Source organism: Dorea sp. BIOML-A1, from assembly GCF_009875615.1.
In the GTDB taxonomy this organism is placed as follows: Bacteria; Bacillota; Clostridia; order Lachnospirales; family Lachnospiraceae; genus Dorea_A; species Dorea_A amylophila.
The window spans coordinates 17,622-31,436 of record NZ_WWSA01000034.1 but is presented as its reverse complement, the minus strand read 5'-3'; the positions used below and the strand labels follow the sequence as shown (position 1 = coordinate 31,436).

Here is a 13,815-nt window from a genome sequence, read left to right as displayed (position 1 = left end):
TTACTCTTTCTGAACATGAAAATACCCCCATATAGGACTTTTATATTTCATTGTCCTATATGAGGGTAGCATATCATTTTTGTGGGGCTTGCTTTTACTCGATAATTTTCCCGTCGATACTTATCGTTACAACCTGCCATGGAATGAATTTTCCGCTATTCTGAAGTGCTTTTTTTGCTGCCATCTCAAGACCGCCGCAGCATGGAACTTCCATTCTTATAATTGTCACACTTTGAATATTGTTATTTTGGATTATTGCAGTCAATTTCTCACTGTAATCTACCTGATCTAATTTAGGACAGCCGATTAATGTTACCTTATTCCGAATAAAATCCTGATGAAAGCTTGCATATGCATAAGCAGTACAATCGGCTGCGATTAATAGTTTTGCGCCGTTAAAATATGGTGCACTTACAGGTGCCAGTTTAATCTGTACTGGCCAGTTCTGAAGTTTTGATAGCTGCTCTACGCTTGGAGTTGATTTTATGGTTTCAGGTGTTTCGGATCGCTGAATCTGCATACTTCTAGAACCAGGACAGCCGGTGTGTGTAGACATTGCCTGATTTTTGGCAAATACTTTTTTCTGCGCTTCTTTTACGGCTTCTTCATCATATGCAGGAGCCTCTCTTTCTTCAAAAGAAATGGCCCCTGTAGGACATTCCGGGAGACAATCACCAAGTCCGTCACAGAAATGTTCTCTCACCAATTCTGCTTTTCCGTTAATGATGTCAATGGCCCCCTCATGACAGGCATCGGCGCAGGCACCGCATCCATTACATTTTTCTTTATCAATTCGAATAATCTTTCTTATCATTTTTAACCTCCATCAATAGCATTTAACTTTTGTTTCTGTCAAAATTGTAGTATGATAAATACAACTTGTATGTTTGATTTCCAACAGGAGGAATGATTTTGGAAAAATATTTACCGATTTTAAGAAACAGTTCATTTTTTAAAGGTCTTACTGATGAAGAGATATTATCTATATTGCACTGTGTGGAGGCAACAACAGTTTCAAAAGAGCGGGATTCTTATATTTTCAGAGCTGCAGATTCCACAGAAGTAATGGGGCTTGTGGTGTCAGGCTGTGTTCTGGTTATTCAGGAAGACCTGTGGGGACATCGAAATATTTTATCAAAATGTCATGTCGGTGATTTCTTTGGAGAACCGTATGCAGCAAGCCCGGGAGCTGTTCTAAATATCAGTGTGGTAGCAGACGAGGATTGTGAGATTATTTTGTTAAATATCCAGAGGCTTCTGGTTACTTGTCCAACTGCATGCGAGCATCATCAGAAGTTGATTCGTAACCTGGTCAGTGTCCTGGCAAATAAGATACTGATCTTGAACGATAAGATTACACATGTTGGCAAGCGAACGACAAGAGAGAAACTGTTGTCATATCTGTCAGCCGAATCCATCAGACATTCATCGCTATCCTTTGACATTCCTTTTGACCGGCAGCAGCTGGCAGATTATCTATGTATTGATCGCGCGGCAATGTCTACGGAGATATCGAAGCTGCAAAAAGAAGGCTTTATAAAAACAAATCGAAATCATTTTGAATTGGCTGTTTCTAAGAATGTGGATTCGAGAATGAAAGGAAGAGCAATATATTAACATCATAAATCAATTTGACAATATGATGTTTTGGGGATGCAACATGATAGAATGGTTACAACAAAAAATGCAGGAATATAAAAATATGGAATTAAGACTATTACGCTATTTTCTGACAGTAGCAAAAGAACAGAGCTTTACAAAAGCAGCAGAACAATTGCATATTACCCAGCCAACGCTTTCAAGACAGATGGCGGCATTTGAAGAGGAGCTTGGAGTAACATTATTTATTCGAAGCGGGAAGAAAATTTCGCTTACTGATGAGGGAATTTTATTAAAAAGGCGTGCCCTGGAGATTCTTAATCTTGAGGAAAGGACGCTGGAGGAACTGAAAGGAAAAGAAGAGGTTGTAGAGGGAACTATAACCATTGGATGCGGTGAATTTGCGGCAGTGGAGACATTGGCGAAGATATGTAAAACGTATAAAGAAAAATATCCGCTGGTTCAGATTGTATTGCATACTGCAACAGCAGATGCAGTGTATGAGATGATGAACAAAGGACTTGTAGATATTGCATTATTCATGGAGCCGGTGGACACCGAAGGGCTGGATTATATCAGAATTACAGATTGTGATCACTGGTGTGTCGGAATGCGGCCGGATGATCCGCTGGCAGAGAAAGAGTTTATAAAAAAAGAAGATCTTATTGGAAAACCATTGATATTGCCCGAAAGAGTGAATGTTCAAAGCGAACTTGCCAATTGGTTTGGAAAAGATTTTTCAAAACTGCAGATTGCTTTTACAAGTAATCTTGGAACTAATGCCGGAGTCATGGCAGCAAATGGACTGGGGTATCCAGTATCCATCGAAGGTGCTGCAAAGTATTGGCGGGAGGATATTCTTGTACAGCGAAGAATTTCTCCTGAAATCACGACAAGCACTGTGATTGCCTGGCGACGGAATATCCCATATTCTTTGGCAGTCCGTAAAATGATCGAGGAGATTAATGCTTTCCAGGCATAAAACAAAATTCAATATAAGCATTAGACATAATGAAGTGATAGAGCTTAAAATAGATGTGTAAGATGAATGTAAATCTTATACATCTATTTTTTGTGAAAAATATGCAAAGAAAGGGGCTTTTTATTATGAGTAAAAAATTAGTGGCATTTTTCAGTGCAAGCGGAACAACAAAAAAAGTAGCAGAGATGATCGCAGAGGAAGTAAAAGCGGATTTGTTTGAGATTGAGCCGAAAGTTCCATATACAAAGCCTGATCTTGACTGGATGAATAAAAAATCCAGAAGCAGTGTGGAAATGAGTGATAAAAAATATAGACCGGCGATTATGAAAAAAGAGATGGATATGAGTTCTTATGACGAGATCCTTTTGGGATTCCCTAAAATGGAGTACAGTTTATAGTAGTGTATAGCGTGTACCAAGTTATAATTATGGGGTTGAAAATAACAGTATACACAGATAATGTGGAAAAATGTGTATGACGTTTATATAGAAAATAACATTGAAAAAGAAATTCAAGAATGGGTAAATTCATTAAATTTAAAATAGAATAATAATTACATGAGTGACAGAAGATAAGAATCTGAATTCCCTGTCACTTTTATATTATTTGATAAGAAAAAAGAACTGGTTTATATCCGATAAGAATATAGACTGGTTCTTATTTTTAATATGCTATTATATACACAGGGAGTCGGGGAATGTCGAACTATAGCAAGCCGGAAAAGAAAGCATTGATATCGGTATGAAAGAGTTTTGCAAGTGCAACTAATTCAGATGCCTTAATGTTCATGCGATTTGTTTCCAGTTTGGCATAGGTACTTTTGGTGATGGAGATACCCATAAGATTTAATTTTGCAACTACTTGGTCTTGAGTCATATTGTTTTTATATCGAATTGCTTGGATATTTTTACCAATATCCATATCTGGTCTAATCTTTTGCATAATGATGAACTCCCCTTATAAAATAAAAAGTTTCGTAATACAGAAACATATATATTGATTCTAAAGAATTTAAATTTTATAATGTTTCGTAATAAGGAATTATTTTTAACAGGAAGAGGTAAAAGTATAATGGATGTGGAGATGGAAAAGAGAAAATTTTTAAATCTATGTGGCAAAAGAGATCGAGCATTATTGTCAGGTGAAAAAAGAATGACATTGGGGGATATGGAACGATTGACATATCTGACAGAATTTTTTGAACTGGAGAACTATGGAATCGCCTTATGGAAAGAATTTGGTGATGATGTAAAAGAGCCATTTGAAGCGATGATGAAAATGTTAGATGAGCCGGAGTGCATAGAAGATCGATGGCTTGATGACGAAGCAAAAGGGGAAAAGTGGTTGTTAGAATTTCAGGAACTGGCATTAACGGAAGAATACAGGGAATGGATTCGAAATTATATCGATAAAAAATATGAAGAAAGAGGATTACCATATCCGACAGGAGCAGACTTCGATTAAGAGGTCTGCTTTTTTCTGGTCTTTTGGGAGGTGATAAGAGGTGGAAGTAAGTATTTATGAACTCTTGGCGGCAGCAAGAGAATCGGCTAAATCTGATTATATAAAAGGGGACAGCATTTTGTGTGAGAAGAGATTTCATCCAGATACCCATTACATGGTGGAAATGGAGCTGTTAGAAAATGATAACAGGCTGGGAGAAAAGGGGAATTATATACGGAAGTTTTTGTCAGAACCGGAGTATCTTCCCATTTTACAAAAGCAGGAAAAACATCTCATAAAAATAAAAAGACAGGCAATTGTTCAAAAAGGAAACTTGCGATATATCCCTCCCCCGGACAGGCCGAACCGCCGCCGGGAGAGGGATCTTTTATAACCGGCTGGGAAGGAACAGTAGTGTTCCTCTGGCGATAGTGGTATAAAAAAGCCAGATTTTCCGCAGGTTTTGGGACACTGGAACATAGAAAAGTGTTCACGAATGGCACTTTTGCAACGATCCGTTGCAGCAGTGAAAGCATTTTTGACATTACGTTAAACAGAAAAATGAAAGGATGTGATTGCGATAATCATAGGAATTGATCATGGCTATTATGCAATAAAAACAAGACAAGTGTCTTTCCCAAGTGGAATTATTAGGTATGATTACGAGCCGTATACCATGCAGAATGTTCTGCAGTATCAGGGAAAGTATTACGTCTGTGGTACAGGGAGACAGACACTGGTAAAAAATAAAACGTCCAATGATAATTATTATCTGCTGACGTTGGCAGCCATTGCAGAAGAAATCAAGCATCGGAAAGTGGAACGAAAGACAGAGGTAATTCTGGCTGTCGGACTTCCGCTTTCAAGTTTTGGAAGAGAGAAACAGGGATTCAGGGAGTATCTGTTGCGGAAAGAGCAGCCAGTGCGATTTTTATATGAAAGTGAGTTATATGAGATAACAATAAAAGATGTGAAACTGTTCCCACAGGGATACTCTGCGCTTGCTCTGCATCCAGAGTATCTGAAGAATGAACCGTCTGTTCTGCTTGTTGATATTGGTGGCTGGACCGTTGACCTTATGAGGCTGGACAATGCTGTTCCGAATGCAGCAACGTGCAGGAGTCTGGAGCTTGGAGTGATCCGATGTATTGATGAGACAGCAGAACAGGTGCGTAGAAATACCGGACTGTCTGTAACAGAAACTCAAATTGAGCGTGTGCTTCGGGGGGAATCTTGCAGTATGGCAGAGGAGGCCAGACGGATCATACAGGAGAACGGACGGAAATATATAGAAAAAATACTGTCTGCGGTAACAGAAGCTGGATTTGATCTCCGGGCAGTACCAACCGTATTTATGGGTGGAGGCTCTGCAATTTTAAAACGCCATGTGACCGCACAGGACGCGATTTGCCGCCCCGTTTTTATAGAGGACGTCCATGCCAACGCAACAGGGTATGAACGGATTGTAGAGCAGATGTGGGCGAGATGACACGCCCTGTGTATTCGTTCCGCCCGAACCTAAAAAAACCAGAACACCAGAGGGCATGGGAGAAATTTCAAAGTGTTCCAGAAGGGCAGAAAAGCCAGTATCTGGTTCAGGCAATTCTGGAAAAAGAGGATCGGAAATGGCTGGAAGAAGTCATTCAAAAGACGATAAAAGAAAGTGTTCGGGAATTAGGAATATGTGGCACTACGGAACAATCGACAATGAAACCATCATCGGAAGGAATACCAGATCAGATGATGGATTTTCTATCTCAAATGGAAAATTTGTAAAGGGGGTGAGGCCTATGATTGCACGATACATACATTGTTGGATCTGCTAGGGGTAAGGAAAGAAATGCATCGTTATCTTTGGTGGGTATTGTGAATAGCTTTCCATGCGGCTTTGGAGTATGTTGTGTGTAGCGAAAGAGAAAGGAGAAAAGTTATGGCAGAGATGAAAAATATCTGCGGAAAGATCCCGATGGACTTACATGAGAAAGTAAGAGAAGAGATTGAACTCACAGAAAGCAGCACACAAAAATTTTTACAACAGGTCATTGAAGAACATTTCAACAGACTGGACGGAAAAGGAGAAATAAGCATGGGAGCAGTAAGAACAGTAGCAGTACAGGTATCAGAGGAATTATTCCAGAGATTAAAAGTAGTCATCGGACAGAAACACATGAAACAGAAAGACTTCTTAATTCAGATTATAGAAGAAGCACTGGAAAAGGCAGAGGCCGAATGGCAAAGCAAAGATCAGCCTGAAGAATCCGAACAGACAACCGGAGAATTAGGAACAGAAGAAACTCAACCGGAAGAAAGCACTGAGCCGGAAAGGGAAAGCGAACCAGAAGAGGAAAGCGAGCCAGAAGTAGAAAGCGAACCAGATGGAGAGAGCGAACCGAAAGAGGAAAACGAACCAGAAGGGGAAAGCGAAACGGAAGAGGAAACTGAACCAGAAGGAGAAATTGATCTGGAAGAAGAAACCAAAGCAGAAGAACCAACAGAATGGTAACCAATTGATACAGAATAACGAAGGGCGGTATGAGAAATCATGCCGCCTGTTTTTATCAGCAAAAAGGAGGTTGATAGCCGCAACCATTCAATTTTTTGATCTCTTTAGCGGAATCGGGGGATTTCGTGAAGGCTTAAGACGGGCAGGAAACTTTGTCTGTGTCGGACATTGCGAGGTGGATACTTATGCGGATAAGAACTACCGATTGCTGTTTGATACAGAAGGGGAGTGGTATTGTAATGACGCAAGAACAATCGAACCAGAACGAATGCCAGATTTTGATTTACTCTGTGCAGGATTTCCTTGCCAGGCATTCTCTATCGCCGGAAAGCGAGAAGGATTTGCAGATGCAAGAGGAACTCTCTTTTTTGAAATTGCCCGGATTCTTGAAGCTAAAAGACCCTCGTATTTTATCCTTGAAAATGTTCCCGGTTTGTTATCGCATGACAAAGGCCGGACGTTTTGCACCATCCTCAGTACGCTTTCTGAACTGGGGTACCATGTCGAATGGAAAGTGCTTAACAGCAAGGATTTCGGAGTCCCCCAAGCAAGAAAACGGGTGTATATTGTCGGATATCTTGATTTCCGATGTGCCGGAAAAGTATTACCTGAACCAGAAACAAATGGAGCAGCTCTTGTTCAAGTCCGGGCAGGAAGTCAGGGGAAAAGAGTTTATAGTCCAAGAGGATTAAGCTGCACCCTGACATCACAAGCCGGAGGAATGGGTGGAAAGACAGGATTATATGATGTGGGTGTTCCAATTAAAGAAAATACAAAGCTCGGCTACAAACTTGCAAGAGAGGGTGACAGCATCGATTTAGGCTATGCGAATCTCAACAGCAGGAGAGGAAGAGTCGGACATCAGATAGCACACACCCTGACTACAGGTATTCAACAGGGAACACTTCATTTCGTAGATTTGTCTCCACCACCACTGGTAACTGAAGAATGCAGAAGCCTTAATACCCGACAATGCGGAATCCACAAATACAAAGGAGAATGTTCCGGTGTATTAAGAGAAGAAGGGGCAAGAGCAGTCCTTACACCAGCCAAAGAAAATGTCCGTCAGAACGGCAGACGTATGAAAGAACCAGAAGAACCGATGTTTACAATTACTGCAACCGATCGTCATGGCATCTTGTATCACGGCAGAATAAGAAGGTTAGTTCCGAGGGAATGTTTGCGTCTGCAGGGTTATTACGACTGGCAGATTGATAAGATCATAGACAGCACTTCTGACGCACAGCTTTATAAACAGGCTGGAAACGGGGTAACTGTCAATGTTATCGAGGCAATTGGCAGATTATTACAAAAGGCAGACTCCGAACTCAACACACAGGAAGTGTCTGAGAAAGGAATCCATTAGGCATGATCGGTATAAAAGACCAATACTTTGGCACAGAAATCGAAATGACAGGGATTACCAGACAACATGCTGCAGAAGTTGTTGCTGAAATGTTTGGAACAGAAGCATATTATGACGGCACTACTTACGGAATCTGGTCAGTGATAGATTCGGAAGGAAAAAAGTGGAAATTTATGTCTGATGGAAGCATTTATACACAACGGAAAGTATACGGTCGAATTGTAGATGCAAGTGGAGAATATTCAACAGAAATGGTATCTCCGAAATTATCCTATGATGAAATGGGAAAGTTACAGGAAGTAGTACGCTGTCTGCGACAGCATGGAGGTTTTGTAAATGAGTCCTGTGGTCAGCATGTTCATGTAGATGCATCGAATCATACACCGCAAAGCCTGAAAAATGCACTGACAATTATGTATGCAAAGGAAGATATCCTGTTCAAAGCACTGAAAGTGCAGGAGAGAAGAGCAAATAGTTATTGTCAGAGAGTGCAACCGGAGGTATTGGAGAAAATCCGAAAAATACCAAATAGGTCAATCACTATGGACCGAGTAAGAAATGTCTGGTATGGAGGCAGGGATAGAAGTCATATCCATTATGATGATACCCGTTATTATGCTCTGAATCTTCATGCTGTGTTTTCCAAGGGAACTTTGGAATGGCGTTGTTTTGAAAGCACACTACATGCAGGAAAGGTAAGAGCAAACATTACATTGGCATTAGCCATTTCCGCACAGGCGATCAATCAGAGATCTACACAGATGAAAAAGACACTGATATCAGAAAATCCGGCATTTACATTTCGTACATTTTTATTGAGACTTGGGTTAATTGGAGATGAATATAAAAATGTTCGAAAACATCTGCTGGCAAATCTGGATGGTGATCTTGCGTGGAGATATGATAAAAGCACGTATGAGTGTCTGAAGAAAAATCAAAGGACAGAAGGAGTCAGATAGAGGTGAGAAAGAGTGGAAGATAGATATTACTTCGCTTATGGCAGCAACATGAATCTGGAGCAGATGAAGTACAGGTGTCCGGCTGCGGAAGTTGTGGAAAATGTCCGGCTTGAAGACTATCGGCTGGCATTTCGAGGAAGGGCTCCGGGTAATGGGGTAGCAACGGTACTGCCGGAAAAGGGAAGCTGTGTCGAAGGAGTCTTATGGAAAATCACAGAAGCGTGTGAGAAGAGTCTGGATTTTTATGAAGGATTCCCAAGTTTTTATGGGAAAGAATCGATTCGGGTAAAAAATCAGGATGGTGTGGAGAAAGAAGTGTTTGTATATATTATGAACGCTCCGCACAAAGATGTTCCGGCAAGACCATCGAAGTTTTATCTGGATGGAATTCTGGAAGGATATAAGGATAACCAGATTCCAACAGAGTCTGTCATGGAAGCGGTGAAGCGTACCAGACAGGAAGTGAAAAAAGAAAAAAATCGATATACAAGATAAAACGTACCGCAGAGGAAACATCTTCTGCGGTATTTAATTAAAAAAATCTATTTATAATTAGGAAGGAAAAGCACATGAAGGTTAGAAAATTAAAGACCAGAATTGCTGCTTTTGGACTGGCTGTCCTGATGGGCATCAGTACCTTGAGCAGTGCGAATGCGTTTGCGGCCGAGCAGACAGACTCGGAACAGCAGACGGAAGTACAGGCATCCGAACAGGTAGTAACAAGCCAGAAAGATACAACGGTTACAGCAGATGATATCACAAAAGCGGTTTCGGATGAAACATTTGCAGTGGAAACCAGTATGGAAGGAATCCATTATGATGCAGAAAAAGAAGATGTTACGCTTGTAAGTATCAAAGATGAGAATGGTGGAGCGTATCATTCAGACAAAGCAGGAACATATATTGCCACTTATATGGTCGTTCCAAAAGATAAGAGTGACAGCTATACCATCACCCGGAAAGTGACTCTGACGGATACAGAAGGTCAGGCACATTCCGAAGAAAATGGTGGAGAGAAACAGAAGTCAGATACAGAATCTGAAGATGATTCGGATTCGCCTGTGCAGAACTACACAGATGTAGAAATCGAGGCATCCGGGGAAGATGCATCTGCACAGGCAGTCAAAGAACTGAAAGAGGATATTGAAGAAGGAAATGTCATGGTACTGTCTGCGGCTGAAAGAGCCACAAGCAGCGGTTCAACAGTCACACTGACAAAAGGAAGAACGATCTATTATCCAAGTTATCTTGGAAATTATCTTACTTGCCTGTTCACAGTCAATGGAAAGATCGCATACTGTCTCCAGTCCCAGAAAGCATCCCCACCGAGTGGAAGTTATGTGGCACAGGTATTGGACAGTAACAAGAATCTGCAGAAAGTCCTTTACTATGGCTATGGCGGGGCAGGAGATCTGACAGGAAGTTATCTGTCCGGGAAATCAGAGGATGAAAAGTATGTGTATACGCATATTGCAGCCAGCTACGCTTACGCAGGAGAAGCCGGATTTACCGGATGTAATTATAATGACCTTGTAAATGCAGGGGTTATCGCATATATCAATTATCTGTTCGGACAGGAAGAACCGCCAAAAGGTGAACTGAGCTTTTCAAGCACAAAGCTGAATGCAGTACGGGATGGAAACATCCAGAAAACACCAAATATCACACTGTCTGGAGATCACAGAAACTATGTGACATTGAGTGTACCGGAAAATGTGACTGCACATAATCTTTCTAAAGGAACAAGTGTTACAAATGGAAAGATCCAGATTTATGGTGGAGATACATTCTATCTGTCTGCGGATTTATTACTGACAGGCAGTTATGCTTCCGGCAGCTTATATGGTTCTGTCGGAAAGACATGGAGAACGCTGGTGCTGACGACCGGAGATTCCAAGCAGGATATCGGTGTATTTGAAAGCGAAACAGCAGCTCCGGTAAGTTTCAGTGTACAGTGGCTGAATATGACACGCATTGAGTTGACGAAGAAAGATATCAATACACAGAACCCACTATCTGGAGCAGTTTACGGTATTTACACCGATAAGAAGTGCGAAAATCTGCTAATGACGATGACTGCAACCGGAACAGATGGAAAAGCAGTCAGCGATTATTTTGATTCAGCACTGAAAACTGTGTATGTAAAAGAAGTTACTGCCCCGACAGGATACAAACTGAATACAGAAGTATATAAAGTGGATGTTGCAGCCGGAAAGACATTGTCTGTAACTGCAACCGATGAGAGAGTCACAGGAAAAGTAAAAATCGCAAAGATCGATAAAGAAACACTTGCATTTAAAGCACAGGGTGACAGTACTCTTCGTGGTGCAGTCTATGGTCTGTATGCAAAAGAGGACATCGTGCATCCGGATGGTACAACAGGAGTTCTGTATAAACAGGACAGCCTGATTGCACAGGGAGTCATCGGAGATGACGGAACACTGGAATTTTCAGAATTATACCTTGGAGAAATGTATGTAAAAGAAATCACTCCACCGGAAGGATATACACTGGATACTACAAAATATGAAGTATCCGTAACTTATGAAGGTCAGGATGTTGCAGAAGTGACAAGAGACCTTACGGTAAAAGAGCAGGTAAAGAAACAGGCATTCCAGTTAATCAAAGTCAGTGAAGATGGAGAGCAGACAGAAACAGACCTGGTTGCAGGAGCAGGATTTAAGGTATATCTAATCAGCGACCTGACACAGGTGAAAAATGGGAAACTGAAACCGTCCAATGGGGAAAGCTATACAGCAAATGATTTCAAGAATTATGACTTCAGCAAAGAGCAGGTTGCAGTTACTTATGAGAAAGGAACCGCCGTACCAGTACCGGAACTGATCACTGATACCAAAGGATATGCAGTCAGCCCGGAACTGCCGTATGGAAGTTATGTTGTAGTGGAAAGCACTACCCCGGAGAATCTGAAAACCATTGATCCATTTGTTGTAAATGTGGAAAATGACAGCAGAGAACCAATGCAGTGGAGAGTATTTGATGACCGTCCGTTTGAATTTTTGTTGAAAATCGTAAAGAAGGATGCACAGACTGGAAATACGGTTTTAAAGGCCGGAGCCTCTTATAAGATTTACGATGTGACAAATAAGAAATATGTGGAACAGGTTGTTCAGTATCCGAAGAAAGAAAAGATCAGTGTATTCAAAACAAATGAGGAAGGATATCTGATCACACCGCAGGAACTGAAGTGCGCTACCTATCGAATCGAAGAAGTAAAAGCACCGGAAGGATTTGTAAGGCAGGGAAGCGAAGAGTCCCTGTATGATGGAACAACGATTATTTCACCATTAGAGCAGACTACAAAAGGAACATATAAAGAAAATCCACAGAGCGGTATTGTAATTACAGTATCCTCAAATACTGCACATCAGATTGATCCGGATACAGGAGCTGCGATTGTAGAAGTAGAACAGAAAAATGACGAACAGGTAGGAAGCCTGCTCCTGACGAAAAAGGGAGAACAGCTTACCGAAGTAACCGGAGATTCTGTTCTGGCAAAAGTAAAAGCACTGGTTTCTAAAGTAAGAAATGCCGTATCTGGTAAAGAAGAAACAGGTATTTATAAAGGCTTTAAATATGAAGAAACCGGAGTAGAAGGTGCTGAATTCGAAGTATATGCCAAAGATACCATCTATTCACCGGACGGAGCAAAGGACGAAGCAGGAAATCCAGTTGTCCGATATGAGAAAGATGACCTGGTAGCCAAACTGACTACAGATGAAAAGGGAATGGCAGTTATCAACAATCTGCCACTGGGAACTTATTATCTGAAAGAAGTTGTAGCAGGAGAGAATTTTGTCCTGAATACAGAACAGAAAGAATTTACCCTGACAGCAGAGGATGATACACAGGCAGTCGTTTATGAAGGCGTTACCTATAAAAATGAAAGACAGAAAGTTTCTGTATCAGTAGAAAAGAAAGATTCTGTCACAGGCGAAAAGCTGGAAGGTGTTATTTTTGGACTGTATGCTGCGGAAGATATTCTTTCTAATCAGGGAGAGGTTCTCGTAGAGAAAGATACCCTGCTGGAAAAGAAAGCAACGGATGCAAAGGGAACACTTACTTTCGACAGCGATCTTCCACATGGAAAATACTATGTCAAAGAGGAAGTCAGAAAAGCCGGATATCTTCCAAATGAGGAAGTATGGAATGTAGATGCAACTTACGAAAATCAGAATCTTACAAAGATTGAACTGAACAAAGAAGTTGAGAATCAGCCGACAGAAACACGCATTACAAAAACAGATGCAACAACCGGAAATGAGCTGGAAGGAGCCAAACTGCAGGTCATTGATAAAGCCGGAAATGTTGTGGAAGAATGGGTAAGCAGTAAGGAAGAACATGTCATTTACGGACTGCCGGAAGGAAGTTATACCTTACATGAGGAACTGGCTCCTTATGAAGATGGCTATGTGTCTGCCAGCGATGTGACGTTTGAAGTCAAAGAAGATGGCAGTGTGACAAAGGTTGAGATGAAAGATGAATATTCCAAAGTGGAAATTTCAAAAACAGACCTTACAACCGGAAAAGAACTGGAAGGGGCAAAGCTTCAAATTATCCGCAAAGACGGAACTGTTTTGGAAGAGTGGATTACGGACGGAAAGCCACATTCCATTGCAAAACTCCCAGTCAATGAAGAACTTACTCTGCGTGAGATCACAGCACCGGATGGTTACGAGATTGCGGAAGATGTCACATTCACATTGAAAGATACAATGGAAGTCCAGAAAGTAGAAATGAAAGATGCCAGAACACCGGAGAAAACAACAGAAAAAACAAATGCACCAAAAACAGGTGACAACCAGAAAGTATGGGCATTTATTTTACTTGGTCTGGCATCTGCCGGAACAGCTGCAGGAGTGACCGTATACCGCAGAAAAAAGTCAAAAATGCCAGAAAACAAAGAAGAAACAGAAGAAAAATAAAATAAGAATTACAGGAT

Annotated in this window: 13 protein-coding genes and 1 pseudogene; 12 read left to right on the top strand and 2 right to left on the bottom strand. The window is 41.1% G+C overall.

All coding sequences use genetic code 11. From position 1 onward, the window contains the following. Positions 1-94: 94 nt before the first annotated feature. Positions 95-814 carry a 4Fe-4S binding protein gene (locus tag GT508_RS12250; protein WP_161144348.1) on the bottom strand — a complete coding sequence of 240 codons (720 nt, stop codon included), beginning with the start codon at positions 812-814 and terminating at the stop codon, positions 95-97. Positions 815-906: 92 nt separating this feature from the next. Here GT508_RS12250 and GT508_RS12245 point away from each other — a divergent pair, with 92 nt between their 5' ends. The 3 genes and pseudogenes from GT508_RS12245 to GT508_RS12235 all read left to right on the top strand — a co-directional run. Next, complete coding sequence (locus GT508_RS12245) at positions 907-1,617, top strand: Crp/Fnr family transcriptional regulator (protein ID WP_330576938.1); 711 nt, start codon at positions 907-909, stop codon at positions 1,615-1,617. 85 nt (positions 1,618-1,702) lie between these two features. Continuing rightward, positions 1,703-2,581: a LysR family transcriptional regulator gene (locus tag GT508_RS12240; RefSeq protein WP_161144351.1), complete on the top strand. Its 879-nt coding sequence runs from the start codon at positions 1,703-1,705 to the stop codon at positions 2,579-2,581. Between the two features lie 125 nt (positions 2,582-2,706). Beyond that, positions 2,707-2,958, top strand: a pseudogene (locus GT508_RS12235) (flavodoxin); the annotation flags it as partial. Positions 2,959-3,286: 328 nt separating this feature from the next. Here GT508_RS12235 and GT508_RS12230 read toward each other — a convergent pair. Further along, positions 3,287-3,523 (bottom strand): helix-turn-helix domain-containing protein, encoded by a 237-nt coding sequence (locus GT508_RS12230; protein WP_005341369.1) that lies wholly within the window; start codon positions 3,521-3,523, stop codon positions 3,287-3,289. A 210-nt stretch (positions 3,524-3,733) separates the two neighbouring features. Here GT508_RS12230 and GT508_RS12225 point away from each other — a divergent pair, with 210 nt between their 5' ends. The 9 genes from GT508_RS12225 (at position 3,734) to GT508_RS12185 (ending at position 13,798) form a co-directional block, all read left to right on the top strand. Then, the gene (locus GT508_RS12225) at positions 3,734-4,045 is read left to right on the top strand and encodes a hypothetical protein (protein ID WP_215727210.1); all 312 of its coding nucleotides are present in this window, start codon (positions 3,734-3,736) and stop codon (positions 4,043-4,045) included. A 40-nt stretch (positions 4,046-4,085) separates the two neighbouring features. Next, positions 4,086-4,418 carry a DUF5720 family protein gene (locus GT508_RS12220; RefSeq protein ID WP_118357214.1) on the top strand — a complete coding sequence of 111 codons (333 nt, stop codon included), beginning with the start codon at positions 4,086-4,088 and terminating at the stop codon, positions 4,416-4,418. A 186-nt stretch (positions 4,419-4,604) separates the two neighbouring features. Next, positions 4,605-5,513, top strand: a complete 909-nt coding sequence (locus tag GT508_RS12215; RefSeq protein WP_161144350.1) for a ParM/StbA family protein — start codon at positions 4,605-4,607, stop codon at positions 5,511-5,513. Beyond that, a complete protein-coding gene (locus GT508_RS12210; RefSeq protein WP_161144346.1) occupies positions 5,510-5,800 on the top strand; it encodes a plasmid segregation centromere-binding protein ParR in 291 nt (96 codons plus the stop codon). Before GT508_RS12215 ends, GT508_RS12210 begins: the two co-directional genes overlap by 4 nt. A gap of 154 nt (positions 5,801-5,954) precedes the next feature. Further along, complete coding sequence (locus GT508_RS12205) at positions 5,955-6,527, top strand: hypothetical protein (RefSeq protein WP_161144345.1); 573 nt, start codon at positions 5,955-5,957, stop codon at positions 6,525-6,527. 70 nt (positions 6,528-6,597) lie between these two features. Continuing rightward, positions 6,598-7,893, top strand: a complete 1,296-nt coding sequence (dcm, locus tag GT508_RS12200) for a DNA (cytosine-5-)-methyltransferase (RefSeq protein WP_161144349.1) — start codon at positions 6,598-6,600, stop codon at positions 7,891-7,893. A gap of 2 nt (positions 7,894-7,895) precedes the next feature. Then, the gene (locus GT508_RS12195) at positions 7,896-8,852 is read left to right on the top strand and encodes an amidoligase family protein (RefSeq protein ID WP_161144344.1); all 957 of its coding nucleotides are present in this window, start codon (positions 7,896-7,898) and stop codon (positions 8,850-8,852) included. A gap of 12 nt (positions 8,853-8,864) precedes the next feature. Beyond that, complete coding sequence (locus tag GT508_RS12190; protein ID WP_161144343.1) at positions 8,865-9,347, top strand: gamma-glutamylcyclotransferase family protein; 483 nt, start codon at positions 8,865-8,867, stop codon at positions 9,345-9,347. Positions 9,348-9,421: 74 nt separating this feature from the next. Beyond that, a complete protein-coding gene (locus tag GT508_RS12185; protein WP_161144342.1) occupies positions 9,422-13,798 on the top strand; it encodes a SpaA isopeptide-forming pilin-related protein in 4,377 nt (1,458 codons plus the stop codon). Positions 13,799-13,815 lie beyond the last annotated feature (17 nt).

Bases quoted from the DNA above. Each gene is read 5' to 3' on its own strand.
- GT508_RS12250 (WP_161144348.1), bottom strand. From the start codon at position 814: ATGATAAGAAAGATTATTCGAATTGATAAAGAAAAATGTAATGGATGC.
- GT508_RS12245 (WP_330576938.1), top strand. From the start codon at position 907: ATGATTTTGGAAAAATATTTACCGATTTTAAGAAACAGTTCATTTTTT.
- GT508_RS12240 (WP_161144351.1), top strand. From the start codon at position 1,703: ATGGAATTAAGACTATTACGCTATTTTCTGACAGTAGCAAAAGAACAG.
- GT508_RS12230 (WP_005341369.1), bottom strand. From the start codon at position 3,523: ATGCAAAAGATTAGACCAGATATGGATATTGGTAAAAATATCCAAGCA.
- GT508_RS12225 (WP_215727210.1), top strand. From the start codon at position 3,734: ATGACATTGGGGGATATGGAACGATTGACATATCTGACAGAATTTTTT.
- GT508_RS12210 (WP_161144346.1), top strand. From the start codon at position 5,510: ATGACACGCCCTGTGTATTCGTTCCGCCCGAACCTAAAAAAACCAGAA.
- GT508_RS12205 (WP_161144345.1), top strand. From the start codon at position 5,955: ATGGCAGAGATGAAAAATATCTGCGGAAAGATCCCGATGGACTTACAT.
- GT508_RS12195 (WP_161144344.1), top strand. From the start codon at position 7,896: ATGATCGGTATAAAAGACCAATACTTTGGCACAGAAATCGAAATGACA.
- GT508_RS12185 (WP_161144342.1), top strand. From the start codon at position 9,422: ATGAAGGTTAGAAAATTAAAGACCAGAATTGCTGCTTTTGGACTGGCT.